The 23,944-nt window shown below is 41.1% G+C and carries 26 protein-coding genes and 4 pseudogenes; 19 read left to right on the top strand and 11 right to left on the bottom strand.

Going from position 1 to position 23,944, the window contains the following annotated elements:
- The first annotated feature begins 1 nt into the window (after position 1).
- The 9 genes and pseudogenes from plsX to OO773_RS03025 all read left to right on the top strand — a co-directional run.
- Positions 2–1,048, top strand: coding sequence for a phosphate acyltransferase PlsX (gene plsX, locus OO773_RS03065; protein WP_006565041.1), 1,047 nt, complete (start codon positions 2–4; stop codon positions 1,046–1,048).
- Positions 1,049–1,069: 21 nt separating this feature from the next.
- A complete protein-coding gene (locus OO773_RS03060; protein ID WP_176485252.1) occupies positions 1,070–2,056 on the top strand; it encodes a beta-ketoacyl-ACP synthase III in 987 nt (328 codons plus the stop codon).
- A 67-nt stretch (positions 2,057–2,123) separates the two neighbouring features.
- Positions 2,124–2,351 carry a 30S ribosomal protein S16 gene (gene rpsP, locus OO773_RS03055; protein WP_040499239.1) on the top strand — a complete coding sequence of 76 codons (228 nt, stop codon included), beginning with the start codon at positions 2,124–2,126 and terminating at the stop codon, positions 2,349–2,351.
- A 17-nt stretch (positions 2,352–2,368) separates the two neighbouring features.
- The gene (locus tag OO773_RS03050; protein WP_006565043.1) at positions 2,369–2,674 is read left to right on the top strand and encodes a KH domain-containing protein; all 306 of its coding nucleotides are present in this window, start codon (positions 2,369–2,371) and stop codon (positions 2,672–2,674) included.
- Entirely contained in the window at positions 2,671–3,189 is a 519-nt protein-coding gene (rimM, locus tag OO773_RS03045) for a ribosome maturation factor RimM (RefSeq protein WP_006564654.1), read from the top strand. The genes OO773_RS03050 and rimM overlap by 4 nt, the downstream gene beginning before the upstream one ends.
- Complete coding sequence (trmD, locus tag OO773_RS03040; protein ID WP_040499240.1) at positions 3,189–3,917, top strand: tRNA (guanosine(37)-N1)-methyltransferase TrmD; 729 nt, start codon at positions 3,189–3,191, stop codon at positions 3,915–3,917. Before rimM ends, trmD begins: the two co-directional genes overlap by 1 nt.
- 4 nt (positions 3,918–3,921) lie before the next feature.
- Complete coding sequence (gene rplS, locus OO773_RS03035) at positions 3,922–4,287, top strand: 50S ribosomal protein L19 (protein ID WP_034375384.1); 366 nt, start codon at positions 3,922–3,924, stop codon at positions 4,285–4,287.
- Positions 4,288–4,521: 234 nt separating this feature from the next.
- Positions 4,522–4,977 carry a restriction endonuclease subunit S gene (locus OO773_RS03030; RefSeq protein WP_264828677.1) on the top strand — a complete coding sequence of 152 codons (456 nt, stop codon included), beginning with the start codon at positions 4,522–4,524 and terminating at the stop codon, positions 4,975–4,977.
- Between the two features lie 204 nt (positions 4,978–5,181).
- A pseudogene (locus OO773_RS03025) lies at positions 5,182–5,334 on the top strand (restriction endonuclease subunit S); the annotation flags it as partial.
- A gap of 40 nt (positions 5,335–5,374) precedes the next feature.
- On the opposite strand, the gene OO773_RS03020 reads toward OO773_RS03025, so the two are convergent.
- Complete coding sequence (locus OO773_RS03020) at positions 5,375–5,836, bottom strand: hypothetical protein (protein ID WP_050780220.1); 462 nt, start codon at positions 5,834–5,836, stop codon at positions 5,375–5,377.
- Between the two features lie 71 nt (positions 5,837–5,907).
- On the opposite strand from OO773_RS03020, the gene OO773_RS03015 reads away from it, so the two are divergent.
- From OO773_RS03015 to OO773_RS03005, 3 genes are read left to right on the top strand one after another with little or no spacing between them, the layout of a single operon-like run.
- Positions 5,908–7,026, top strand: a complete 1,119-nt coding sequence (locus OO773_RS03015; protein ID WP_264828676.1) for a pyridoxal-phosphate-dependent aminotransferase family protein — start codon at positions 5,908–5,910, stop codon at positions 7,024–7,026.
- Between the two features lie 8 nt (positions 7,027–7,034).
- Positions 7,035–7,490: a phosphoribosyltransferase gene (locus tag OO773_RS03010; protein ID WP_006564659.1), complete on the top strand. Its 456-nt coding sequence runs from the start codon at positions 7,035–7,037 to the stop codon at positions 7,488–7,490.
- 59 nt (positions 7,491–7,549) lie between these two features.
- Positions 7,550–8,785, top strand: a complete 1,236-nt coding sequence (locus tag OO773_RS03005) for a MiaB/RimO family radical SAM methylthiotransferase (protein WP_232087283.1) — start codon at positions 7,550–7,552, stop codon at positions 8,783–8,785.
- Between the two features lie 212 nt (positions 8,786–8,997).
- Here OO773_RS03005 and OO773_RS03000 read toward each other — a convergent pair whose 3' ends face one another.
- Genes OO773_RS03000 through OO773_RS02985 form a run of 4 tightly spaced genes read right to left on the bottom strand, consistent with a single transcriptional unit; the run spans position 8,998 to position 11,245 of the window.
- Entirely contained in the window at positions 8,998–9,132 is a 135-nt protein-coding gene (locus tag OO773_RS03000; RefSeq protein ID WP_141557738.1) for an SEL1-like repeat protein, read from the bottom strand.
- Positions 9,133–9,179: 47 nt separating this feature from the next.
- Positions 9,180–9,506, bottom strand: a complete 327-nt coding sequence (locus OO773_RS02995; protein ID WP_232088017.1) for a tetratricopeptide repeat protein — start codon at positions 9,504–9,506, stop codon at positions 9,180–9,182.
- Positions 9,500–10,339: an SEL1-like repeat protein gene (locus OO773_RS02990; protein ID WP_040499241.1), complete on the bottom strand. Its 840-nt coding sequence runs from the start codon at positions 10,337–10,339 to the stop codon at positions 9,500–9,502. Before OO773_RS02990 ends, OO773_RS02995 begins: the two co-directional genes overlap by 7 nt.
- Before the next feature lie 9 nt (positions 10,340–10,348).
- Positions 10,349–11,245, bottom strand: a complete 897-nt coding sequence (locus tag OO773_RS02985; RefSeq protein ID WP_040499242.1) for an SEL1-like repeat protein — start codon at positions 11,243–11,245, stop codon at positions 10,349–10,351.
- A 337-nt stretch (positions 11,246–11,582) separates the two neighbouring features.
- Here OO773_RS02985 and OO773_RS02980 point away from each other — a divergent pair, with 337 nt between their 5' ends.
- On the top strand, positions 11,583–12,056 hold the full coding sequence (locus OO773_RS02980; RefSeq protein WP_264828675.1) for a hypothetical protein: 474 nt from the start codon (positions 11,583–11,585) through the stop codon (positions 12,054–12,056).
- Between the two features lie 212 nt (positions 12,057–12,268).
- On the opposite strand, the gene OO773_RS02975 is transcribed toward OO773_RS02980, so the two are convergent.
- Genes OO773_RS02975 through OO773_RS02955 form a run of 5 tightly spaced genes read right to left on the bottom strand, consistent with a single transcriptional unit; the run spans position 12,269 to position 14,516 of the window.
- Positions 12,269–12,403 carry an SEL1-like repeat protein gene (locus OO773_RS02975; protein ID WP_141557738.1) on the bottom strand — a complete coding sequence of 45 codons (135 nt, stop codon included), beginning with the start codon at positions 12,401–12,403 and terminating at the stop codon, positions 12,269–12,271.
- A gap of 47 nt (positions 12,404–12,450) precedes the next feature.
- Entirely contained in the window at positions 12,451–12,777 is a 327-nt protein-coding gene (locus OO773_RS02970; RefSeq protein ID WP_232088017.1) for a tetratricopeptide repeat protein, read from the bottom strand.
- A complete protein-coding gene (locus OO773_RS02965) occupies positions 12,771–12,968 on the bottom strand; it encodes a hypothetical protein (protein ID WP_264828674.1) in 198 nt (65 codons plus the stop codon). The genes OO773_RS02970 and OO773_RS02965 overlap by 7 nt, the downstream gene beginning before the upstream one ends.
- 60 nt (positions 12,969–13,028) lie before the next feature.
- Positions 13,029–13,610, bottom strand: coding sequence for an SEL1-like repeat protein (locus OO773_RS02960; RefSeq protein ID WP_264828672.1), 582 nt, complete (start codon positions 13,608–13,610; stop codon positions 13,029–13,031).
- 9 nt (positions 13,611–13,619) lie between these two features.
- Positions 13,620–14,516, bottom strand: a complete 897-nt coding sequence (locus tag OO773_RS02955; protein ID WP_264828670.1) for an SEL1-like repeat protein — start codon at positions 14,514–14,516, stop codon at positions 13,620–13,622.
- 343 nt (positions 14,517–14,859) lie between these two features.
- Between OO773_RS02955 and OO773_RS02950 the strand changes: the two genes are divergently transcribed.
- Complete coding sequence (locus OO773_RS02950; protein ID WP_264828747.1) at positions 14,860–15,858, top strand: aliphatic amidase; 999 nt, start codon at positions 14,860–14,862, stop codon at positions 15,856–15,858.
- 48 nt (positions 15,859–15,906) lie between these two features.
- Here OO773_RS02950 and carB read toward each other — a convergent pair.
- Positions 15,907–19,151 (bottom strand): annotated as a pseudogene (carB, locus tag OO773_RS02945) (carbamoyl-phosphate synthase large subunit).
- Between the two features lie 145 nt (positions 19,152–19,296).
- Here carB and OO773_RS02940 point away from each other — a divergent pair.
- The 5 genes and pseudogenes from OO773_RS02940 (at position 19,297) to OO773_RS02920 (ending at position 23,917) form a co-directional block, all read left to right on the top strand.
- On the top strand, positions 19,297–20,214 hold the full coding sequence (locus OO773_RS02940) for a PLP-dependent cysteine synthase family protein (RefSeq protein ID WP_034375391.1): 918 nt from the start codon (positions 19,297–19,299) through the stop codon (positions 20,212–20,214).
- A 21-nt stretch (positions 20,215–20,235) separates the two neighbouring features.
- Positions 20,236–21,377 (top strand): annotated as a pseudogene (locus tag OO773_RS02935) (cystathionine gamma-synthase).
- Positions 21,378–21,416: 39 nt separating this feature from the next.
- Positions 21,417–21,875 carry an S-ribosylhomocysteine lyase gene (locus OO773_RS02930; protein ID WP_006564665.1) on the top strand — a complete coding sequence of 153 codons (459 nt, stop codon included), beginning with the start codon at positions 21,417–21,419 and terminating at the stop codon, positions 21,873–21,875.
- Positions 21,876–21,878: 3 nt separating this feature from the next.
- Positions 21,879–23,428: pseudogene (locus OO773_RS02925) on the top strand (type I restriction-modification system subunit M).
- A 99-nt stretch (positions 23,429–23,527) separates the two neighbouring features.
- On the top strand, positions 23,528–23,917 hold the full coding sequence (locus OO773_RS02920) for a hypothetical protein (RefSeq protein WP_264828668.1): 390 nt from the start codon (positions 23,528–23,530) through the stop codon (positions 23,915–23,917).
- Positions 23,918–23,944 lie beyond the last annotated feature (27 nt).

Below are 23,944 nucleotides of genomic sequence, written 5' to 3'. Positions count from 1 at the left end.
GATGAAAATTGTCGTTGATATGATGGGAGCAGACCTGGGAGTTTTGCCCATTATTGAGGGGGTTTCTAAGGCACTAAGTACCCAAGTCTTTAAACCGGTGCTAGTTGGAGATGCTAAAAAGGCTAAGGCTTTCATCTCTAAGGATTTAGTTTCTAAGGTAGAAATCATTGACTGCACGGATTATATCCGCATGGACGAGCAAGCCACCGATGCACTCAAGCGCAAAGAGTCTTCTATCTTTGTGGGCATGGAAATTTTAAAGAATAACGGAGCTGATGCGTTAGTTTCTGCCGGGCATAGTGGGGCTACTATGGGGCTAGCCACGCTTAGACTAGGGCGCATTAAGGGCGTGAGCCGTCCGGCACTTTGTACTTTAATGCCCTCAGTTGGTCAGCGTCCTAGTTTATGCCTAGATGTGGGGGCTAACACGGATTGTAAGGCAGAATATCTTTTAGATTTTGCAATCTTGGGCTATGAGTACGCCAAGAATGTACTTGGTTATGAAAACCCCACAGTAGGGCTTTTATCTAATGGAGAGGAAGATAGTAAGGGCAATCTCATCACTAAAGAAGCCTTTAAACTGATTAAAGAATACCCTCTTTTTTGTGTGGATAAAGATAGCCCGCCTATTTTTAAGGGCAATGTTGAGGGCAGTGATATTTTTGTTAATAGTGTAGATGTTGTGGTGTGTGATGGTTTTGTGGGTAATGTGTTATTAAAGACTACAGAGGGCGTTGCTAGTGCCATTGCTGGTATTTTTAAAAACACCATTAAGGGAAGTTTTGGCGCTAAAATGGGGGCGTTTTTATTAAAAGATGCCTTTAGCCTACTCAAACAAAAAACCGATTATGCCGAATACGGGGGCGCGCCTCTTTTGGGTGTGAATAAAGTCGTGATCATTAGCCATGGTAAAAGCAATGCTAGGGCTGTTGAATGCGCGATTTATCAGGCAATTAAAGCTAAAGAGAGTGGCGTAGCTGAAAAAATAGCGCTGGCATTTGATCATAAAAAAAATGAGGGTTCTACGACACAAGACCCTTCCGCTTGAGTTTTTAGGGAAAGGAAGAGCATGCCCTATGCGATGTTGCGATCTGTCGCTGCTTATGTGCCAGAAAAATGTATCCCCAATCATGTTTTTGAGAGTTTCTTAGATACCAGCGATGATTGGATTTATAAACGCACAGGGATTAAAACCCGTTATTTTGCCACACCTGATCAAAAGAGTAGCGATCTAGGTTTAAAAGCTGCACAGCTGGCTATTGAGCGTTCCGGTTTAGAGCTAAAAGATATTGATCTAGTTTTGGTAGGCACTCTTAGCCCTGATCATGTGGCAATGCCTTCTACAGCCTGTAGTTTAAGCGCTAAATTAGGGCTAGAGAACACCCCTAGCATGGATATTATCGCTGCTTGTAGCGGGTTTATCTATCTTTTAGCCACAGCTAAAGCCTTTGTAGAAAGCGGCATGTATTGCCATGTTTTAATCGTAGGGGCAGAGAAGTGTAGCAGCGTACTAGATTTTACAGATCGCAGTACCTGCGTACTCTTTGGAGATGGAGCGGGGGCGTGTGTGATTTCTGCTACAGAAGATCCACAAGAGCGTATTTTAGATGTCAAAATTGCTGCAGATGGGCGCTATGCAGATTATCTTTATACCCCTAGATCGCTTAAGCCAAGCACTTTTATCACCAGCCAAGAACAAAGCCAAACCCTGCACATGAATGGCAATGGGGTTTTTAAAATGGCGATTAAAACTTTGCTTAAAGATGTGGAGGATATTTTAAAGGCTAATCATTTGCAGCCACAAGATATTACCTACTTTATCCCCCATCAGGCTAATTTACGCATTATTCAGGCTGTGCAAAACCAATTAGCTTTCAAGGAGGAACAGGTGATTTTAACCGTGCAAAAGTATGGCAACACCTCAGCGGCCAGTATTCCTATGGCTATGAATGAAATTTACGAGCAGGGCAAACTTAAAAAGGGCGATTTAATGTTATTAGATGCCTTTGGGGGTGGATTAACTTGGGGTTCTGCTTTGGTGTATTTTGGTGGCTAGGGCTGAAGCTTGTTTTTAGAAAAAAGTACTACAATAAAAGTTTCGCAGAAACTGATAAAGGATAAACATGACGGTTGTTAGGCTTACACGGATTGGGCGGAGGAAAAAACCTTTTTATCGGGTTGTTGTAACAGATTCTAGAAAGCGCCGCGATGGGGGTTGGATTGAATCTATTGGGTATTATAACCCTTTGAGTAATCCCAAAGTGGTACAAATCAATCATGAAAGATTAGATTATTGGAAAGGTGTAGGGGCTAAAATGAGTGAGCGAGTAGAGAAACTCTCTAAAGGATAAATTAGGCTATTTAGCAAATGGAGCACTTTAGTGAGCAAAACCCCAGCGGGGAGGAAAAAGAGGGGTTTTGTGTTGAAAAATTTGTAGAGGCGTATTGTAAAAAGATCGTCGCCTACCCTCAGGTTTTACAAGTACAATCTAGGTTGCAAGGACAAATCAAAGAAATTTTAATCTACACCAATCCTATGGACATGGGACGCGTGATTGGCAAAGATGGAAAAATGGTTAGTGCTCTTAGAACTTTTATCTCAGGGGTGAAGGTAAAAGACGGGCTAAGCTATAAGATCATTGTTCTAGCTTCTGAAAACCCTTATATATCATGAGAATAGAGGATTTATTAGTAGTGGGTGTGATTGGGCGCTGTGTGGGGCTTTTGGGTGGTCTTAAACTTTTTTTAAAAGGGAATTGTTTGGAGTGTTTACAAAAAGGCGCGCAGGTTTATGCCTATCACATTGGCTCACCTCGTTCTCTTAGCATTAAGCAATATATCGCTAAACCCTCACTGATCTTTTTTGAAGGGCTAGAAACTCCAGAGCTTGCCAAAACTTTAACGGGTTATACTTTAGCTATGAGTGAAAAAGAAACCCTAAAGTATTGCCATTTAGCAGAAGGGGAGTTTTTATACTCCCAACTAATTGGATTAGAGATTGAAGAAGAGGGCACTATTTTAGGGCGGGTGGTTAGTGTAGATGATCTAGCCTCTATGGCTTATTTACGCGTACAAAGTTCTAATAAGAGTTTTTTAATTCCTTATATTGCGCGCTATATTTTGCGAGTAGATTTATCCACACAGCGCATTTATACACAAGATAGCAAAGGGCTTTTAGAAGAAAGCTAATGCATTTTAGTTTACTCACCCTTTTTCCCAAATTGCTTTCTTTTTATTTTGAGGATTCTATTTTAAAACGGGCTTTGGAGCGCGCCATTTTTAGCCTAGAGATTATCAATATGCGCTCTTTTTCTCCTCATAAATTTAAGCGCGCTGATTTTCCTTTAGTGAGCGGGGGTGCGGGGCAGATTTTAGACCCTTACATGGTTGAAAATGCCCTTAAGAGTGTAGATAGTGGGCATGTGATCTTTTTAAGCCCTGTGGGCAAACCTTATAACCAACAAGATGCTAAAAGATTAGCTAATTATGCGCATTTGGTGCTAGTGTGTGGGCGTTATGATGGATTTGATGAGCGCTTGGTTGAAAGACATGCCGATGAGGTGCTCAGTGTGGGCGATTTTGTACTCACTGGGGGGGAATTAGCTGCCCTTTGTATCTGTGATAGTGTAGCCCGGCTACTAGAGGGGACTTTAGGTAATAGCGCTTCTTTAGAAAAAGAAAGTTTTGAAAATAATCTATTAGAAGCCCCCAACTTTGCTAACACCTATAAATTACCCACCAATGCCCCCAGTTGTACGCAGTTACCCACGATTTCAGAGTATTCAAAGGGAAACCATGCTAAAATAGCGTCGGTTATGCGTGATTTATCTATCAAGCGGACTCAATATTATTATCCGTCTCTCTACCACTTAGATAAGTCTTTGCAATGTTTCTCTCAACAACACAAGAAAGGTTAACCCCATGAAAAACCGCTATCTAAAATCCTTTGAAGATGCGCAGATTAAAGTAGAACCCCCCAGGTTTAAAGCAGGAGACACGCTAAAATTAGGGATTCGTATCCAAGAAGGCGATAAAATGCGTACCCAGAATTTTGAGGGAGTGTGCATTAGTTTGCGCGGCTCTGGAGTGGGTAAAACCTTTTGTGTCCGTAAAATTGGCGCGAATGGTGTGGGCGTAGAGAGGATTTTTCCCTTATATGCGGCAAGTTTGGTGAGTATTGAAGTTTTACGGGTAGGGCGTGTACGCCGGGCTAAACTTTACTATTTGCGCCACAGAAAAGGCAAGGCAGCGCGCATTAAAGAAGTACGCAAAAAAGAGTTGGTTTAGTTTAAGCCAAAATAATTACTTTTACGCTTAAAGATTTTATGCCAGAGGCGCGCAAACTGGGCGTACTTTGCTTAATTAAAAATGAATCCCCAATCATGTTTTTGAGAGTTTCTTAGATACCAGCGATGATTGGATTTATAAACGCACAGGGATTAACAAGACCCAGTACTTCAAGAGGCGTTTAATCCCTTTTCAAGCCTTATTAAACACCCTCTACTCAAAGAGAGTTTTAGGGTGGAGTGGGTGAGATTGGGGGAGGTGTTAGACTATGAACAACCTACAAAATACATTGTTAACTCTACAAATTACGACAATGCTCATAAAACCCCAGTTTTAACAGCGGGGCAAACTTTTATACTAGGCTATACCAATGAAACACAAGGGGTTTATCTGGCAACACCAGAACGACCATGTATTATTTTTGATGACTTCACTACCTCTTTTCATTGGGTTGATTTTGCATTTAAGGTAAAATCCTCAGCCATAAAAATTTTAACACTGAAAAAACCTGTTCAGATTAATTTCAAGTTTGTTTTTTACGCTATGCAATGTATTCGTTTTAACCCAACCCAACATGAACGCCATTGGATTAAGAGATGTGCAAATTTCCCTATCCCCCTCCCCCCTTTACCCATTCAAGAAAAAATCATCCGTGTATTAGACCCTTTGAGCGCTTTAACGGGGGGTTAGGGCTGTTGTTCTAAGAAATCCTTTAAAAAAGTCCATATTGCATTGATCACCTCATGGTCGCTTAACTCTCTGCCCCTCTCACTCTCAAAGTAAGCTTTAGCCGCGTGTTTATCTGCACTCTTTTCAAGTTTTTTAAAGGATACACCCGTTAGGAACTTTTAAAAACCCCGTAAGGGCTCTTTGAGGTGCTTGTAATTTTTTATCCTTCCCATTCAAGAAAAAATAGTGCATATTTTAGATCAACTCCAAGCCCTCATCTCTGATCTAGAGCAAGGAATTCCAGCTGAGATTAAGGCGCGTAAAAAACAATTTAACTATTATTTAAACCACCTACTAGATTTTAAAGGACAGGCATGAGTACAGAAAATACCCCCGTTTTAGGATTTTCCTACTAAGATCACCGCTCCATTAACCTTGAAATCTTATGTTCTAGTGTGGCCATTACCTGTAACTGGTTGGTGATTTGATCTAATAAGTGATCTAGTGAGGGTATGAGAGAAACTAGTTGCATGCTTTTAGAAGCATCCTCTTTAATAGAAATATAGGCTTGTAAAATCCCTTCCATGTAGTCAAAAGTGGTGGCGTCTTTGGTGTAATAATCTTGTAAAACTTGATAAAGGGTAATGCTCTCCCTAAGTAAAAGCGCGGCATGGCTAGCCTCTATCTGATCTCCTCCTCTAGCGCGCAGGGTCATAACAGCCCTATCAAGTTGCTCATTAAGCGCAACAATATCTTTTAGCACAATCACATAGTGGATTGCCATTTGCTGTACACTCTCTTGAATAGCCTGTAAAGAAGAGGGAATACAAGAAAGCAAATTTAAAAACCCACACAGCACTAAAGCAAGCCATACACGCATGCACATCTAAGCATTATACATTAAAACTAATAAGCTGTGTTATACTCACACTAAAATCTTAAAGAGGATAAATGCAACCCCTACTCTTCACCCCCGGACCAACTCTTATTCACCCCAGCATTGCCACCACTTTAAGCCAACCCATTATCCACCACCGCACAGCCGAATTTGAAGCTATTTTCGCACAGGTTAGGGCGCATTTAAAAGAAATGATTGGTTTGCCTGAAGTGCTCACTTTAGTGAGTAGTGGTACAGGTGGCATGCAAGCAGCCTTAGTGCAGTTTGTCAAACCCAGTAACCAGCCCGCTTTATTGGTACTAAATAATGGTAAATTTGGTACGCGTTTTACCCAAATTGCTAAAGCCCATAGCCTAAATGCCATAGAAATTAAAAATGCATGGAATGAACCCATTAGCCCTAAACAGGTACAAGAAGTGCTTAATAAAAATTCTGATCTTAAAGCTGTTGCTTTGCAGGTATGTGACTCCTCAGGGGGGTTAAGGCTAGATTTTGAGGGTATTTGTAGAGTAATCAAAGCCCATAACCCTGAAATTTTGATCATTGTAGATGCCATTACAGCTTTAGGGGTAGAAGCCTTAGATGTGAGTTGTGTTGATGTTTTAATTGGGGGTAGCCAAAAGGCTTTCATGTGCCCTGTTGGGCTGAGCATTCTAGGGCTTAGCGCGCTTGCAATCTCTAAACTAGAAGATCGCGATTATTATTTTAATTTGTCTTTAGAATTGAAAAACCAGCAAAAAAACACCACCGCTTTTACAGCCGGCATTTCTCATATCCTAGCCTTACAAACTTATTTTAAATGCGTAGAACAACTAGGCGGATTGAGCGCCCTTTATAACGCCACTAAAAAGCGCGCTCTAGCCACTCAAAAAGCCTTAGAAGCCTTGCATTTACAAATCTATCCTAAAGTGCCCGCCTTAAGCATGGCAACTATTTACGAGCGCGAGGCTTCTAAAATTAAAAAACATTTATTAAATTGCTATGGTGTGCAGGTTGCCGGAGGACAAGATCACCTTAAAACTTGTCTTTTGCGCATTAATCATATGGGATTAATAGAGATCTATCAGATTGCTTGGGTGCTAAATGCTTTAGAGCAAACTTTAGTGGATTTAAAATTGCATAAGAGTTTTGAGGGTGTGGCGATTAAAGCGTTCATGCAAGAGTACTACTAAGGAAAGCCATGCGTTTATATTATGCGTACCCGGATTTTAAACAAGATGTGGTGAGTTTAGCTAAATTAATAGAGCAAGATTTTAAACCCCAAGCGCTCATTTCAATTTTACGCGGTGGCATGACTTTAGCCCATTTTCTAGGGATTTATTGGGATATTAAGGCTATTTATGCCATTAATGCGAGTTCTTATGGGTTAGATCGCACTCAAAGCAATTTAGAGATTGAAAACATTCCGCTTATTAAACCACAACATAAAGAAGTTTTAATCGTTGATGAAATTGTAGATAGCGGGAAGAGCTTTATTGGCGTACTAGAAGTTTTAACGCGCCAGTACCCACAGGTGCATTTTAAAAGCGCGGTACTCTTTGCCCATAAAAGCGCGTCTTTTAAAGCAGATTATATCCTTAAAGAAGCCACTTCATGGATTGATTTCTTTTGGGAAGTAGACACACAGGAGGGTTAGTGCCTAAGCTGTATTTAGTTTCTCTGGGCTGTTCTAAAAATTTGGTTGATAGCGAGGTGATGTTAGGTAGGCTAGCTAATTATGATCTCACCCAAGAGATTAACTTAGCTGATGTGATCATCATTAATACTTGCGGGTTTATCCAAGCGGCTAAAGAGGAAAGTGTACGCGTTTTATTAGAGGCTATTAATGGACGCAAAGAGGGGGCGTTAGTGGTTGCTAGTGGGTGTTTGAGTGAGCGCTATAAAAAGCAATTAGCAGCAGAATTACCCGAAATTGATATTTTTACCGGTGTAGGCGATTATGATCGAATCGATGCGCTTTTAACTAGCAAACAAAGCCAATTTTCTAAGCGGGTTTTTTTAGCTGGAGAGCAAAAACGCACAATCACCGGTTCAAAAGTCCATGCTTATGTTAAACTCTCTGAGGGGTGTAATCAAAATTGTAGTTTTTGTGCTATCCCTAGCTTTAAGGGGCGTTTACAAAGCAAGAGCATTGAGCGCATTTTAAAAGAAGTAGAAATTTTAGCCAAACAGGGGTTTAGCGATATTAGCTTTATTGCCCAAGATTCTAGCTCTTATCTATTAGATCAAAATGTTAAAGACGGGTTAATCAAACTCATTAAAGCCATTGACACGCAGCAAATGATTAAAAGCGCGCGCATTTTTTATCTCTATCCTACTTCCACCACTTTAGAGCTGATAGAGAGTATTGCTAACTCGCCTATCTTTGCTAATTACTTTGACATGCCTATCCAACACATTTCAGATCGTATGTTAAAAACCATGCGGCGCAATTCTAATAAGGCTAATCACCTCAAACTGTTAGAAGCCATGCACGCTATCCCCAATCGCTTTTTACGCACCACGCTACTACTAGGACACCCACATGAAAATAGTAGCGATATTGAGGAATTACAAGACTTTTTACAAAGCTTTAGTTTTGATCGCATTAATCTTTTTGCATTCAGTGCTGAGGAAAACACAGCGGCTTATAAATGGCCCCAGTTAAGCCAAGAGGATATTAGTGCCCGCTTAGATCAAATTAACCCCCTTATTGAGCAACAAGTACAAAACTCCATGCAAGGGCTTGTGGGGCAGACTTTAGAGGTGATTGTAGAGGGGTTAAGTGAAGATGGGCTGTTTTTAAAAGCAAGGGATCGGCGCTGGGGTTTAGAAATTGATGGGGAGATTTTAATTAATGAAAGTTTACTTGATAAAATCCCACCGGGATATTATAAAGTCCTTTGCCACACTTATAAAGAGGGAGTGTTGCTAGGTAGGATTGTGGGCTAATTTATCCAATTTATACCAACTTGGCGGTTGTTAAAAGGATTTTGGGGAGTGTGTTACCACTGGGTAGAGTATCACAAAAATAAGAAATGATTTTTTCAATCCTACCTTTGTGTTGCTCACTACAGCTAGCGTCTTGAGCGCAAAGACTCTAAAAGCTTCATTGCTTCCTCATTTCCAAATTCCACCTGAAAGAAGGCGCTACAAATAAAAGATTATTCACACGCATTCTTATATCCTAGCTCACAGGCCTTTTTGAAATACTCCTCAGACTTCTGCAGATCTTTTGCCACACCCTCTCCCTTCTCATACATGACCCCCAAATCGTAACAAGCCTCAGCATTTCCCATGTCTGCTGCTTTTTTATAGTATGCTAAAGCCTTCTGGTAGTCTATTACTACACCTTCCCTTGATAATACATCACCCCCAAGTTGAAATAAGCCTCAGCAACGCCTGCTTTTGCAGCCTTTTGACTGTATTCCAGAGCTTTTTGATAATCTTTTCCCACACCCTCTCCATTAAAATACATGCCTCCCAACATGGAATAAGCCGCAACATTTCCCATGTCTGCAGCCTTTTGAAGATACTCTAAAGCTTTATAGTAATCTTTATGTTCAAAAGCTTTTTTACCCATTGAAAAATACTGATCACCCTCTCCTTTAGCCTGTACACCACCTAAACAAAGCGCGCCTACCAACGCTACACGCAAAACACTTTTTAACATTTTTGACTCTCCTTAAAATAAAATGATTTTTTCAATTTCACTTTTGTGTTGCTCACTACAGCTAGTGCCTTGAGCGCAAAGACTCTGAAAGGCTTCATTGCTTCCTCATTTCCAAACTCCACCGCCTTTTCAAGAAACTTAATAGCCTTTTTGGGTTTTACTTTCGTACCAATGCCCTCTTTATAAGCCATGCCAATTCTATAAAGGGTGATACCTGTAAAGTGCTTTCTTATGGGGACTTGATTGAACGCTCGTACATTGAGATGTTTAAGATCAATGGTGTGAAAGAAGGGCAGGCTGAGCAAACCCATTCCTAACAATATTCCCGTTCCCCATATAGGGTCGTCTTGAGTAGCATGGGCAGTTCCTGCTAGAACTGTCCCACTGGCTGATGCGTGGATATCTTTAAGCAGGATTGCCCGATACATTTTCAGTGCTTTTTTAGGGTCTTTGTTCATGCCTATGCCCTTTGAGATCATACCAGCAAGCCCTAAATGCGCTACAAGTATGGTCGTATAATCCTTTCCGTTACGCAAAACCGACTCAAATAAAGTTTTTGCCTCAAAAGGATCGGCCTTTACCCCAAGTCCTTGGTATAGTAAAGTTGCTAAAAGCGCTGCGCCTAAGTCCTCTTTTTTATCATGGGCTGCTTTGTAGGCTTGGTAGGCTTGTTTATACCGCCCTTGACTCTGATCTGCCATTCCTTCTTGTACAAGAGCGCTAGCCTTCTCTGTTGCTATGAATGTGCTAACATCCCCTGCTCTTAAAGATATCCCTACAAGCAAAATTAAAACAAAGTACGCTGCCCATCTTTTTAACCAATAATTTTTCATGTCTTTCCTTTATTGCAAACTTCGCAAAGCCTCTATAGCCTTGTCATTCCCAAAATCCACCGCTTTTTTAAGAAACTCAGTGGCCTTTTTAAGCTTGACTTTCACGCCACGACCCTCTTTATAGGCCATGCCTATCTTGTAGAGAGCAAAGCCAATTAGCTCCCTTATATAGGGATCGAATTGATTGGCATGAAGAGATTTTAAGCGCAAGCCAGTACGGCGGACGAGAGGACTAAAAATGACATAGAGGACTCCAGCAAAGGGGAGTGACACAAATAAAAGCAAATAAAGTACAAGAGCATGAGACTGCATAGATGCAAGAGTAGATTTGTATATTTTAAACGCCTTTTTTGGATTTGTAGACGCATAGATTTGAGCAAGCCCTAAGCGCGCTGTAATTGTGGCTAAAATCACTGAGCCATACTTACTATGTGTGCCCGCTGTGCCACCTAGACTTACAAACTCTACATAGTCTTTCATCGCCTTTTTTGCCTCATGACTTTTTAACACCTCGTTAAAATAAGTCTCTGCTCTTGCAATGTTTTTTGGTACTCCCTTGCCATCTAAGTATAAAGTGCCTAAAAGCGCTGTGCCAAATAAATCCCCCTCTTTACTTGCGGTTAGAAAAGATTGGTAGGCTTTTTTATCTTGTTGATGGCTTTGTTCTATTAGCCCCTCTTGCACATAGGGGTTTAATTTGATGTTATCTGGTGGCGCACAACCAACTGAGGCTGCCATGAGTGTTAGAATGGAAGGAAAAGTATTAAAGAGCCGTTGCCCGTTTATGCATTTTTCAGAAATTCCCGGATTTGCCTGTCTGACTAGTCCTTGTTGTAATGAAGGATTAACTGGCTCTAAAGCCTCAAAGGCATAGACCCTAACAATGAAAACACCAGTAACCAACAAAGGTTAGACTTTAAAACAACCCTACAAGAGCATGGAGCAAAAGGGAGGCGAAAAAATCTACAAACTAGACTAGAGGGAGTATTTTTGAGAGAGTTTGAGAGAATTAAAAGCAGGCAACCTAAGCAAGCAGACCCCCTTATGGAATTTAACAAAAACCTCGCATTGTAGCTAAATAGCCTTTTGAGACTCTTAAAATAAACCTCATTACCCCCATATGCAAGAGATTTTTAACCACTCTTTTAAAGAGGCTAATTACTTTGACATGCCTATCCAACACATTTCAGATCGTATGTTAAAAACCATGCGGCGCAATTCTAATAAGCTTTAAGGAGATTACATGAGACATGGAGATATCTGTAGTAACCCTGATATTTTACGCACCACGCTACTACTAGGACACCCACATGAAAATAGTAGCGATATTGAGGAATTACAAGACTTTTTACAAAGCTTTAGTTTTGATCGCATTAATCTTTTTGCATTCAGTGCTGAGGAAAACACAGCGGCTTATAAATGGCCCCAGTTAAGCCAAGAGGATATTAGTGCCCGCTTAGATCAAATTAACCCCCTTATTGAGCAACAAATACAAAACTCCATGCAAGGGCTTGTGGGGCAGACTTTAGAGGTGATTGTAGAGGGGTTAAGTGAAGATGGGCTGTTTTTAAAAGCAAGGGATCGGCGCTGGGGTTTAGAAATTGATGGGGAGATTTTAATTAATGAAAGTTTACTTGATAAAATCCCACCGGGATATTATAAAGTCCTTTGCCACACTTATAAAGAGGGAGTGTTGCTAGGTAGGATTGTGGGCTAATTTATCCAATTTATACCAACTTGGCGGTTGTTAAAAGGATTTTGGGGAGTGTGTTACCACTGGGTAGAGTATCACAAAAATAAGAAATGATTTTTTCAATCCTACCTTTGTGTTGCTCACTACAGCTAGCGTCTTGAGCGCAAAGACTCTAAAAGCTTCATTGCTTCCTCATTTCCAAATTCCACCTGAAAGAAGGCGCTACAAATAAAAGATTATTCACACGCATTCTTATATCCTAGCTCACAGGCCTTTTTGAAATACTCCTCAGACTTCTGCAGATCTTTTGCCACACCCTCTCCCTTCTCATACATGACCCCCAAATCGTAACAAGCCTCAGCATTTCCCATGTCTGCTGCTTTTTTATAGTATGCTAAAGCCTTCTGGTAGTCTATTACTACACCTTCCCTTGATAATACATCACCCCCAAGTTGAAATAAGCCTCAGCAACGCCTGCTTTTGCAGCCTTTTGACTGTATTCCAGAGCTTTTTGATAATCTTTTCCCACACCCTCTCCATTAAAATACATGCCTCCCAACATGGAATAAGCCGCAACATTTCCCATGTCTGCAGCCTTTTGAAGATACTCTAAAGCTTTATAGTAATCTTTATGTTCAAAAGCTTTTTTACCCATTGAAAAATACTGATCACCCTCTCCTTTAGCCTGTACACCACCTAAACAAAGCGCGCCTACCAACGCTACACGCAAAACACTTTTTAACATTTTTGACTCTCCTTAAAATAAAATGATTTTTTCAATTTCACTTTTGTGTTGCTCACTACAGCTAGTGCCTTGAGCGCAAAGACTCTGAAAGGCTTCATTGCTTCCTCATTTCCAAACTCCACCGCCTTTTCAAGAAACTTAATAGCCTTTTTGGGTTTTACTTTCATACCAATGCCCTCTTTATAAGCCATGCCAATTCTATAAAGGGTGATACCTGTAAAGTGCTTTCTTATGGGGACTTGATTGAACGCTCATATATTGAGATGTTTAAGATCAATGGTGTGAAAGAAGGGCAGGCTGAGCAAACCCATTCCTAACAATATTCCCGTTCCCCATATAGGGTCGTCTTGAGTAGCATGGGCAGTTCCTGCTAGAACTGTCCCACTGGCTGATGCGTGGATATCTTTAAGCAGGATTGCCCGATACATTTTCAGTGCTTTTTTAGGGTCTTTGTTCATGCCTATGCCCTTTGAGATCATACCAGCAAGCCCTAAATGCGCTACAAGTATGGTCGTATAATCCTTTCCGTTACGCAAAACCGACTCAAATAAAGTTTTTGCCTCAAAAGGATCGGCCTTTACCCCAAGTCCTTGGTATAGTAAAGTTGCTAAAAGCGCTGCGCCTAAGTCCTCTTTTTTATCATGGGCTGCTTTGTAGGCTTGGTAGGCTTGTTTATACCGCCCTTGACTCTGATCTGCCATTCCTTCTTGTATAAGAGCGCTAGCCTTCTCTGTTGCTATGAATGTGCTAACATCCCCTGCTCTTAAAGATATCCCTACAAGCAAAATTAAAACAAAATACGCTGCCCATCTTTTTAACCAATAATTTTTCATGTCTTTCCTTTATTGCAAACTTCGCAAAGCCTCTATAGCCTTGTCATTCCCAAAATCCACCGCTTTTTTAAGAAACTCAGTGGCCTTTTTAAGCTTGACTTTCACGCCACGACCCTCTTTATAGGCCATGCCTATCTTGTAGAGAGCAAAGCCAATTAGCTCCCTTATATAGGGATCGAATTGATTGGCATGAAGAGATTTTAAGCGCAAGCCAGTACGGCGGACGAGAGGACTAAAAATGACATAGAGGACTCCAGCAAAGGGGAGTGACACAAATAAAAGCAAATAAAGTATAAGAGCATGAGACTGCATAGATGCAAGAGTAGATTTGTATATTTTAAACGCCTTTTTTGGATTTGTAGACGCATAGATTTGAGCAAGCCCTAAGCGCGCTGTAATTGTGGCTAAAATCACTGAGCCATACTTACTATGTGTGCCCGCTGTGCCACCTAGACTTACAAACTCTACATAGTCTTTCATCGCCTTTTTTGCCTCATGACTTTTTAACACCTCGTTAAAATAAGTCTCTGCTCTTGCAATGTTTTTTGGTACTCCCTTGCCATCTAAGTATAAAGTGCCTAAAAGCGCTGTGCCAAATAAATCCCCCTCTTTACTTGCGGTTAGAAAAGATTGGTAGGCTTTTTTATCTTGTTGATGGCTTTGTTCTATTAGCCCCTCTTGCACATAGGGGTTTAATTTGATGTTATCTGGTGGCGCACAACCAACTGAGGCTGCCATGAGTGTTAGAATGGAAGGAAAAGTATTAAAGAGCCGTTGCCCGTTTATGCATTTTTCAGAAATTCCCGGATTTGCCTGTCTGACTAGTCCTTGTTGTAATGAAGGATTAACTGGCTCTAAAGCCTCAAAGGCATAGACCCTAACAATGAAAACACCAGTAACCAACAAAGGTTAGACTTTAAAACAACCCTACAAGAGCATGGAGCAAAAGGGAGGCGAAAAAATCTACAAACTAGACTAGAGGGAGTATTTTTGAGAGAGTTTGAGAGAATTAAAAGCAGGCAACCTAAGCAAGCAGACCCCCTTATGGAATTTAACAAAAACCTCGCATTGTAGCTAAATAGCCTTTTGAGACTCTTAAAATAAACCTCATTACCCCCATATGCAAGAGATTTTTAACCACTCTTTTAAAGAGAGTCATATTTTTTTCTTGTTGTTTAATCGTTTAACTATTTGTTATAAAATCTCTCTAGGGTTTAACCCTAAAAAACTGGGAGTTGTAAATTACAAAATGCCTAGACTGCACACTAAAGCAGAGGTGCTAGAAAATTGCCATAACATCGCAAAAATGATTCAAGGGATGAAGCAAGGTTTACCCGGTCTTGATTTGGTCATTTTCCCTGAATACAGCACACACGGCATCATGTATGATAGACAAGAGATGTTTGACACCGCAGCTGTGATTCCAGGTGAGGAAACACAGATTTTTTCTATGGCTTGCAAAACCAACAAGGTTTGGGGCGTGTTCTCTTTGACAGGTGAAAAACACGAACAATCTCATAAAAATCCCTACAACACGCTGGTTTTGATCAATGACAAGGGTGAAATTGTGCAAAAGTACCGCAAAATTCTGCCTTGGTGCCCCATTGAAGCGTGGTATCCAGGGGATAAAACCTATGTAGTAGATGGACCTAAAGGAATGAAGGTTTCTTTGATCATCTGTGATGATGGGAACTATCCTGAAATTTGGCGCGATTGTGCGATGAGGGGCGCTGAGCTTATTGTCCGCTGTCAAGGTTACATGTATCCAGCTAAAGAACAACAAATCCTCATGGTAAAAGCTATGGCATGGGCAAACCAGTCTTATGTCGCGGTGGCCAATGCGGCAGGTTTTGATGGTGTCTATACCTACTTTGGGCATTCTAGTCTCATTGGTTTTGATGGGCATACTTTGGGCGAGTGTGGTGAGGAGGAAAATGGAGTCCAATACGCACAACTCTCCATCAGCGCCATCCGCAATTCTAGAAAATACGATCAAAGCACCAACCATCTCTTTAAGATGTTGCACCGAGGCTATAGCGGTGTCTTTGCTAGTGGCGATGGTGATAAGGGTGTTGTGGAGTGTCCCTTTGAATTCTACAAAACTTGGGTCAACGATCCTAAAAAAGCTCAAGAAAATGTGGAAAAATTCACCCGCACTAGCATTGGTGTAGAAACCTGTCCAATCTATGATTTGCCCCATGAAGGCCACAAAGATCACGCTTCAGCTGGAAAACGATCTGTTTCTTAATTAGCACCACCCCTGCTCTTTTAACATTAAAGCGGGGGTTTACTAAATTCAATCCCCCGTGTTTTGTAATTGCTGCAAACTTAAGGGGGGATTGTCTTTAAACTTGGAATATTCTAATAAACTCAAAAGCACTTTTTCTACGGCCTTTAAAGTGGTGAAATAAGAAATCTTGTTTTTGAGTACTTGCATACGGATAATCTTAGAATCTTCGTTTAAAACATCGCTAGTATTAATGGCCATATCTATTTGGTGGTTGAGCATAAAATCACAGATATTAGGACGCCCCTCAGAAATTTTAAGCACCTGAATACTTTCTAGTCCCCCTTCTTGTAAGGCTTTGTGCGTGCCGGTGGTAGCATAAAGTTTAAAACCCAAACCCTTTAAAGCCCGTATCAAGGGCATAGCCTTTTGTTTATCGCGATCTTTAAGAGAGATAAAAATACTACCCTTATGTTTAATAGGATTATGGCTAGCTAGCTGGGATTTATAAAAGGCCTCAGCTAGGGTATGCCCCACTCCTGCTACCTCACCGGTGCTCTTCATCTCAGGGCCTAGCACTAAATCTGCCCCATAAAGCTTATTAAATGGAAAAACGCTTTCCTTCACAAAAACATAATGCAAAGGCCTAGCCACAAACAACCCCCCCTCTTTAGCCACAAGTGCAACATCTTTAGCAATCTGCTCTAAACTCTGCCCTATGAGCACATCTGCAGCTAGCCCTGCAATATCTAAATCCAAAGCCTTAGAGACAAAGGGGATTGTGCGCGAACAGCGAGGGTTAATTTCTAATACAAAAAGTTGGTGATCTTTGTAGGCAAATTGGATATTAAGTAGGCCTAAAACTTGTAATCCTAGCGCAATTTTTTGGGTTTGGTAATACACTTCTTCTAACAGATCCGGGCTAAGACTTGGGGGGAGAAAACAGGTACTATCTCCTGAGTGAATACCTGCTGGCTCGATATGTTCTAGTACGCTACACACAAACACATTTTTTTGATCACACAGGGCATCAACATCAAGTTCTAGTGCGTCCTCTAAAAAGTGATCTATTAAAAGGCTTGTTTCAAAGCTATAGTTTTCTATATACTCTAAACATTGCTCTTTAGTGTGCAAAATGCGCATCTTTGCTCCGCCCAATACAAAACTAGGGCGCAAAATCAAGGGCAATTCTAGTTTTTCTAAGCACTCCTTAGCTTGTTCTTTGGAGTGTGCGCACAAGCCCTTAGGATAGGCCACATGGAGGCGATCTAAAAGTTGGTGGCACAGATCACGCTCTTCTGCAATTTTTATATTTTTAAACGCTGTGCCCAGTAGAGGGATACCCAGTTTTTCTAAATCCGCGGCGATTTTAAGCGGGGTCTGTCCTCCAAAGCTCACCACTACGCCTAGTAATTGCTCTTTTTCTCTGACGATAATTTCTAGCACGCACTCAAGCGTAATAGGCTCAAAATAAAGCGTGTCGCTGGTGTCATGATCGGTGCTGATGGTTTCTGGATTGTTATTGATGATAATAGGGCTAAATCCTCTTTTTTTAAGCGCTAAACTGACATGGGTAAGCGCATAATCAAACTCCATGCCTACCCCGATTTTATTCGCGCTAGAGCCTAGTAAGATCACCTTAGAGCGGGTGGATTTTAGGGGGGTGTGGAGCAAAGGGGGGGCATAGGTGCTATAAAGAAGGGGGTGGGGCTTTTAAATTCATTAGCACTTAGATCCACTTGATACATCAAGGGGTGTAAATTGAGTTGGTTACGCGCATCGCGTATTGTACTCTCCTGCTTATTTAAAAAGCTAGCTAACAAAGCATCGCTACAGCCCATGCTTTTGAGTTTAAAAAGAGCGGGTTTATTACTTAGTAGAGTGTTTGCCTCCTGAGTGCGTAGATTTAAAAGAGCTTCTACAATCTCTCTTATTTCGTTTAAAAAGTAGGTATCAATGCAACAAAGCTGATGCACTTCCTCCACACTCAAGCCTATGCCAAAGGCATGCATCACATAAAAAAGCCGTTTAGGATTGGGGCGGCGCAACTCCTTTTTTAAAAATTCTAAATCTAAAGGATTTTCTAAAAACGCGCGCAGATTGTTTAAAAGATAATCACTCTCTAAGGCTTTCATCAGGCTTTCTTTAAAACTCCCCCCAATGCCCATCACCTCCCCAATGCTTTTCATAGAAGTTCCTAAAGTGGTGTCTACTTGGGGGAATTTTTCAAAGTCAAAATGCGGGATTTTAGTGATGACATAATCTAGGGTGGGCTCAAAACAGCTGGTGCTCTGCGTAATATCATTTTGAATGTGCTCTAAGCTCTGTCCTAGTGCTAGAAGTGTGGCTACTTTTGCGATAGGAAAAAGTGTAGCCTTGCTAGCTAAAGCGGAGCTACGGCTCACGCGAGGGTTCATCTCAATGACTAATAGACGCCTCCCCTTAATAGCAAACTGCACATTAGCCCCGCCAGTATCCACACCTACAGCGCGCAACACCGCAAAACTGGCATCGCGCATGCGCTGGTATTCTTTGTCTGTGAGGGTGAGGGCGGGGGCAATGGTGATGCTATCGCCCGTGTGCACACCCATAGGATCAACATTTTCAATGCAACACACCACGATGCAATTATCATCTTTATCGCGTACCACCTCCATTTCAAACTCTTTACAGCCTAGTAAACTCTCCTCAATTAAAATTTCTGAGATAGGCGAGGCTTCTAGGGCAAATTGGGCGAGCTCTCTAAATTCCTCAATGTTAAAGGCCACAGAACTACCCTCCCCGCCTAGAGTGAAACTAGAGCGGATAATGCAAGGAAAACCCACCTCTTTGATCACAGAAAGCGCATCCTCCTCACTATAAGCATAACCCCCTTTGGGCAAATCTAGCCCAATAGAGAGCATACACTCTTTAAAAGCGCGCCGATCTTCTGCTTTTAAAATACTCTCAATGCTAGCCCCTAAAAGTTTCACACCCTTTAGCGCGCCCTCAAAATGCCCTTGTTTATGCAAGGCAACGATGATATTTAAAGCTGTTTGTCCGCCCATAGTGGGCAAAATCGCCTCAATACTCTCTAAAGCCACAATTTTTAAAACATTATCTGTAGTAATAGGCTCAATATAGGTTTTATAGGCCAGGGCTTTATCTGTGTTGATGGTAATAGGATTAGAATTTAAAAGCACCACTTCATAGCCTAAGCTTTTAAGCGTTTTAAGCGCAATACTTGAGGAGTAGTCAAACTCGCATGCTTGCCCAATGACAATAGGACCCGATCCGATGAGTAAGATTCTTTTAAAAGGTTGCATAGGTGAAATTATAGCAAAAACTTAAAATCACCAGTGGCGTAGTGTACACAATTCTATAAAACTTTAAATTAGCTTACTAGGGGTAAACTAATGCGCGTTTAGTTTGGTATTTATTTTGATTGATAATTCTTTTGGATTTAATTTTGGAGGCAACATGGTTATTAGCGCAACTACGCAGGCAATCGGCTCAACCCCGGTTTTTAAATTTAGCAAAGAAAATTATCCCTTGCCTAAAGATTCGGTAATTTATGCTAAATTAGAACATTTAAACCCGGGGGGCAGTATCAAGGATCGTTTGGGAAAATATCTCATTGAAGAGGGCTTAAAAACAGGTCAAATCACGCCAAAAACAACCATTATTGAGCCCACAGCTGGTAATACTGGGATTGCTTTAGCGCTTGTAGCCTTGCACCACCACTTAAAAACAATTTTTGTGGTTCCGGAAAAATTTAGTGTGGAAAAACAACAACTCATGAAAGCTTTAGGGGCTGAGGTGATCAATACGCCTAGTGAGGAAGGCATTATTGGGGCGATTGCTAAAAGCAAAGAATTAGCCCAAAGTATCCCGGATAGTTACTTGCCTTTGCAATTTGAAAACCCTAAGAATCCAGATACCTACTATTACACATTAGGACCAGAAATTATTCAAGAACTAGGAAACCAACTCACTAGCTTTGTTGCTGGGATTGGAAGCGGGGGGACTTTTGCCGGCACAGCCAAATACTTAAAAGAACAAATTCCCTCTATTCGTTTAATTGGTGTAGAGCCAGAGGGTTCGATTCTAAATGGCGGTGTAGCCCATCCTCATAAGATTGAAGGCATTGGGGTGGAATTTATCCCTCCCTTTCTTGCAGATTTGCCCATTGAGCGTTTTGAAACCATTTCAGATGATGAAGGGTTTTATTACACCAAAGAATTAGCCCGGAAAAGCGGCTTACTTGTGGGTAGTTCTAGTGGCGCTGCTTTTGCAGCGGCTTTGCGCGAAATAGAGCGCTTGCCAGAGAGAAGTTGTGTTCTTACAATCTTTGCGGATGCAGCCGATCGCTATTTATCCAAGGGCATTTATCTATAATTTGATCATAAAAGGAAAACCATGCATTTACAAACACAATTGATCCACGGGGGCATTAGTGAAGATGAGCTAACCGGGGCGGTGAGCGTGCCCATTTATCAAACCTCTACCTACCGGCAAAATGGGGTGGGGCGTCCTAAAGGTTATGAGTATTCGCGTTCAGGAAATCCGACGCGTTTTGCTTTAGAAGAGCTGATTGCTGATTTAGAAGGGGGGGTTAAAGGTTTTGCTTTTGCCTCTGGTTTAGCAGGAATTCATGCGGTCTTTTCGTTGTTTCAAACAGGCGATCACATTTTAATTAGCGATGATGTTTATGGTGGGACTTTCCGCCTTTTAGATAAAGTCCTTTTAAAATTTGGCTTGAGCTATACCTCTATTGATACCAGCGATATATCACAGATTAAACAAGCCATTAAGCCTAATAGCAAAGCGCTTTATTTAGAATCCCCGAGTAATCCCCTTTTAAAAATCACAGATATAAAGGCTAGCACTGACCTTGCTAAATCCCATAATTTGCTTACCATTGTAGATAACACTTTTGCAACCCCTATTTTCAAAATCCCCTCCAACTAGGGGCTGATATTGTTGTACACAGCGCAACGAAGTATTTAGGAGGGCATAGCGATTTAATTGCCGGGCTTGTTACAACCAATCAGGAGAATCTAGCTACAGAGATTGGTTTTTATCAAAACGCCATTGGGGGGATACTCAGCCCTCAAGATAGCTGGTTATTGCAACGAGGCATTAAAACGCTAGGGGTGCGCATGGAGGAGCACCAAAAAAACGCCCTGCGTGTCGCTGAGTTTCTAACAACACACCCCCAAGTACAGACCACATATTACCCCGGCCTGCCCACACACCCCAACTATCAATTAGCCAAAACACAAATGCGCGGGTTTAGCGGGGTGCTCTCTTTTACTTTAAAAAAGGAGGAAAAGGCCATTGCTTTTGTACAGGCTTTAAAATTATTCATTCTAGGCGAAAGCTTAGGCGGGGTGGAGAGTTTAGTTGAAATTCCGGCTGCTATGACGCATGCCTCTATTCCTAAGGAAAAACGCGAGGCAGCAGGGATTAAAGAGGGTTTAGTGCGTTTATCTATTGGGATTGAACATAGTGAGGATCTAATAGAGGATTTAAGCCAAGCTTTTGAGTTAGTCCAATAAGGGATATGCTAGAATGCCCCATTTAATAAGGAGTGATACATGAAAATGAATGTTGAGAGTTTTAATCTAGATCACACAAAGGTCAAAGCGCCTTATGTCCGTGTTGCCGATCGCAAAATAGGAGAGCACGGGGATATTATCGTTAAGTATGATGTGCGCTTTAAACAGCCCAATAAAGAACACATGGACATGCCTAGTTTGCATTCGCTAGAACACTTAGTCGCAGAATTGATCCGCAACCACGCAAATTATATTGTTGACTGGTCGCCTATGGGATGCCAGACCGGTTTTTATTTGACTGTGTTAAACCATGAAAATTATGAGGGTATTCTTGAAATCTTAGAACAAACCATGCAAGATGTGCTTAAAGCAAAAGAAGTACCCGCTAGCAATGAAAAACAATGTGGCTGGGCGGCTAACCACACACTAGAGGGTGCGCAAAATCTAGCGCGTGAATTCTTAGCCAAACGCAATGAATGGTCTAGCATAGAAGCCTAAAACATGCCAGAGACTCTTGACCTACAAACTAGCTCCACACACCGCGATCACCTCTTTAAGGCTATTTGGAACATTGCTGACAAACTCAGAGGTGCGGTAGATGGGTGGGATTTTAAGCAATTTGTTTTAGGGATGATTCTTTATCGCTATCTCTCTGAAAATTTAGCTAACTATATCAATGAGACAGAGCAAAAAAGAGATGCAAGCTTTAATTACGCGAAATTAAAAGATGAAAAAGCCAATTTAGCTAAAGAAATGCTTTTAGAGGAAAAGGGCTTTTATATTCCTCCCAGTGGGCTTTTTGAAAATGTGATTGAAAATCTTGGACCGTTATTAAAGGCTGGAAAACTCAATACAACCCTCAATGATATTTTTAAAAATATTGAAGCCTCTAGTTTGCAAAGTGAGGCACAGGAGAATTTTAAAGGGTTGTTTGCAGATTTAGACATGAATAGCGACAAGCTAGGTAATGGCGTTAAATCGAAAAATGAAAACATTGCTAGGCTCTTAGAGGGAGTGGCTAGCATGCAGATTAGTCATTATCAGAAAAACGGTATTGATGTCTTTGGAGATGCCTATGAATTTTTAATGGGTATGTATGCTAGCACGGCAGGCAAAAGTGGGGGTGAGTTTTTTACCCCTCCAGAGGTGAGTAAACTTTTAACAACACTAGTTATTCATAAACAAAAGAGCATTAATAAAGTGTATGATCCTTGTTGTGGGAGTGGCTCGCTTTTGCTCCAGTTTGCTAAAATTTTGGGGGTTGAAAATATCAAACAGGGCTTTTTTGGACAAGAGATTAACCAAACCACCTATAACCTGTGCCGGGCTAATATGCTTTTACATAATGTTGATTATGACAAGTTTCACATCAATTACAAGATGCAGAACCCTTTGATGTCATTGTGAGCAACCCGCCCTACTCTAAAAGCTGGATAGGCAAAGATGATCCGCTTTTAATTAATGATACGCGTTTTTCACCTGCTTCAGTGCTAGCCCCTAAAAGCAAGGCCGATCTAGCTTTTACTTTACACATGCTCTCTTGGCTTTCTAATAAAGGAACTGCGGCTATCGTGCAGTATCCGGGGGTGCTTGATAGAGGTGGGGCTGAAGCCAAGATTAGATCATATCTGGTAGATCGTAATTTTATAGATGCCATTATTGCCCTGCCCTCTGATCTTTTCTTTGGAACCAATATTGCCACAGCTATTGTGGTGCTTAAAAAGAGTAGAGGCGATGATAAGGTGCTTTTTATAGATGCTAAAGAGGAATATACAAGAGAGGGGATTAAAAATAAACTAGGTAAGAGCCACATAGAAAAGATTGTAAAGGTCTATGAAAACAGGGAGCAAATCGCGCATTTTTCTACTCTAGCTAGCATAGAGCAAATAAAAGAGAATGGTTATAATCTTTCTGCTGAAAGATATGTTTTAGCCAAAGAGAATACAGAAAAAATAGACATTAAGGCCTTGAATACAGAAATTGCTAATATTGTAGCAAGGCAAACGCAGTTAAGAGAGGGACTAGAGGCGCTTTTAGGGCAGTTAGGATAAACCTAAAACTTGAGCAAGGGCTAAAATGGGGGTTGGGGGAATTGTAGGCAAGCTACAAGTTGCATACAGAAAGGTTAAAGGTTTTTAGATTTTTAAAGAATGAAAGAGAAGCGATCTAATGAGCAAAGCCCACAAGGTCCAGCTTTTAAAGAGGCGTTAAACACCCCAACAAGTGAGATTAAACACCTAAAGCAGACTACAAACTTAAGAGAGTGTAAAAAAGAACAAGAGGATTTGCACGCGAGATTACAAAACTTACCTTTAGAAAAAGCGTTAAAAGAACTTAGAGTACGAGGGGTGGAGTTTGTGGAGTTGGGGGAGGTGTGTAGCGTTGTGGATTATGTAGCTAATGGTAGTTTTAAAATTCTGAGTTGCCATGTCCAATATTTGCACGCAGAAGATTACGCTATTTTAGTGCGTCTAAAAGACTTTAGTAATGGTTGGCGTCCTCCTTTTGTTTATATCACCTCCTTTTGTTTATATCAATGAATATTCTTATCATTTTCTTAAAATGAT

It is taken from the genome of Helicobacter suis HS1, assembly GCF_026000295.1.
In the GTDB taxonomy this organism is placed as follows: Bacteria; Campylobacterota; Campylobacteria; order Campylobacterales; family Helicobacteraceae; genus Helicobacter; species Helicobacter suis.
This window is presented reverse-complemented; position numbering and strand designations above follow the sequence as displayed.

Excerpts from the sequence above, each read along its gene's own strand:
- plsX (WP_006565041.1), top strand. The coding sequence starts at position 2 with ATGAAAATTGTCGTTGATATGATGGGAGCAGACCTGGGAGTTTTGCCC.
- OO773_RS03060 (WP_176485252.1), top strand. The coding sequence starts at position 1,070 with ATGCCCTATGCGATGTTGCGATCTGTCGCTGCTTATGTGCCAGAAAAA.
- rpsP (WP_040499239.1), top strand. The coding sequence starts at position 2,124 with ATGACGGTTGTTAGGCTTACACGGATTGGGCGGAGGAAAAAACCTTTT.
- OO773_RS03050 (WP_006565043.1), top strand. The coding sequence starts at position 2,369 with ATGGAGCACTTTAGTGAGCAAAACCCCAGCGGGGAGGAAAAAGAGGGG.
- rimM (WP_006564654.1), top strand. The coding sequence starts at position 2,671 with ATGAGAATAGAGGATTTATTAGTAGTGGGTGTGATTGGGCGCTGTGTG.
- trmD (WP_040499240.1), top strand. The coding sequence starts at position 3,189 with ATGCATTTTAGTTTACTCACCCTTTTTCCCAAATTGCTTTCTTTTTAT.
- rplS (WP_034375384.1), top strand. The coding sequence starts at position 3,922 with ATGAAAAACCGCTATCTAAAATCCTTTGAAGATGCGCAGATTAAAGTA.
- OO773_RS03020 (WP_050780220.1), bottom strand. The coding sequence starts at position 5,836 with ATGCGTGTATGGCTTGCTTTAGTGCTGTGTGGGTTTTTAAATTTGCTT.
- OO773_RS03015 (WP_264828676.1), top strand. The coding sequence starts at position 5,908 with ATGCAACCCCTACTCTTCACCCCCGGACCAACTCTTATTCACCCCAGC.
- OO773_RS03010 (WP_006564659.1), top strand. The coding sequence starts at position 7,035 with ATGCGTTTATATTATGCGTACCCGGATTTTAAACAAGATGTGGTGAGT.
- OO773_RS03005 (WP_232087283.1), top strand. The coding sequence starts at position 7,550 with ATGTTAGGTAGGCTAGCTAATTATGATCTCACCCAAGAGATTAACTTA.
- OO773_RS03000 (WP_141557738.1), bottom strand. The coding sequence starts at position 9,132 with ATGGGAAATGCTGAGGCTTGTTACGATTTGGGGGTCATGTATGAGAAG.
- OO773_RS02995 (WP_232088017.1), bottom strand. The coding sequence starts at position 9,506 with ATGTTAAAAAGTGTTTTGCGTGTAGCGTTGGTAGGCGCGCTTTGTTTA.
- OO773_RS02990 (WP_040499241.1), bottom strand. The coding sequence starts at position 10,339 with ATGAAAAATTATTGGTTAAAAAGATGGGCAGCGTACTTTGTTTTAATT.
- OO773_RS02980 (WP_264828675.1), top strand. The coding sequence starts at position 11,583 with ATGAGACATGGAGATATCTGTAGTAACCCTGATATTTTACGCACCACG.
- OO773_RS02975 (WP_141557738.1), bottom strand. The coding sequence starts at position 12,403 with ATGGGAAATGCTGAGGCTTGTTACGATTTGGGGGTCATGTATGAGAAG.
- OO773_RS02970 (WP_232088017.1), bottom strand. The coding sequence starts at position 12,777 with ATGTTAAAAAGTGTTTTGCGTGTAGCGTTGGTAGGCGCGCTTTGTTTA.
- OO773_RS02965 (WP_264828674.1), bottom strand. The coding sequence starts at position 12,968 with ATGGCTTATAAAGAGGGCATTGGTATGAAAGTAAAACCCAAAAAGGCT.
- OO773_RS02960 (WP_264828672.1), bottom strand. The coding sequence starts at position 13,610 with ATGAAAAATTATTGGTTAAAAAGATGGGCAGCGTATTTTGTTTTAATT.
- OO773_RS02950 (WP_264828747.1), top strand. The coding sequence starts at position 14,860 with ATGCCTAGACTGCACACTAAAGCAGAGGTGCTAGAAAATTGCCATAAC.
- OO773_RS02940 (WP_034375391.1), top strand. The coding sequence starts at position 19,297 with ATGGTTATTAGCGCAACTACGCAGGCAATCGGCTCAACCCCGGTTTTT.
- OO773_RS02930 (WP_006564665.1), top strand. The coding sequence starts at position 21,417 with ATGAAAATGAATGTTGAGAGTTTTAATCTAGATCACACAAAGGTCAAA.
- OO773_RS02920 (WP_264828668.1), top strand. The coding sequence starts at position 23,528 with ATGAAAGAGAAGCGATCTAATGAGCAAAGCCCACAAGGTCCAGCTTTT.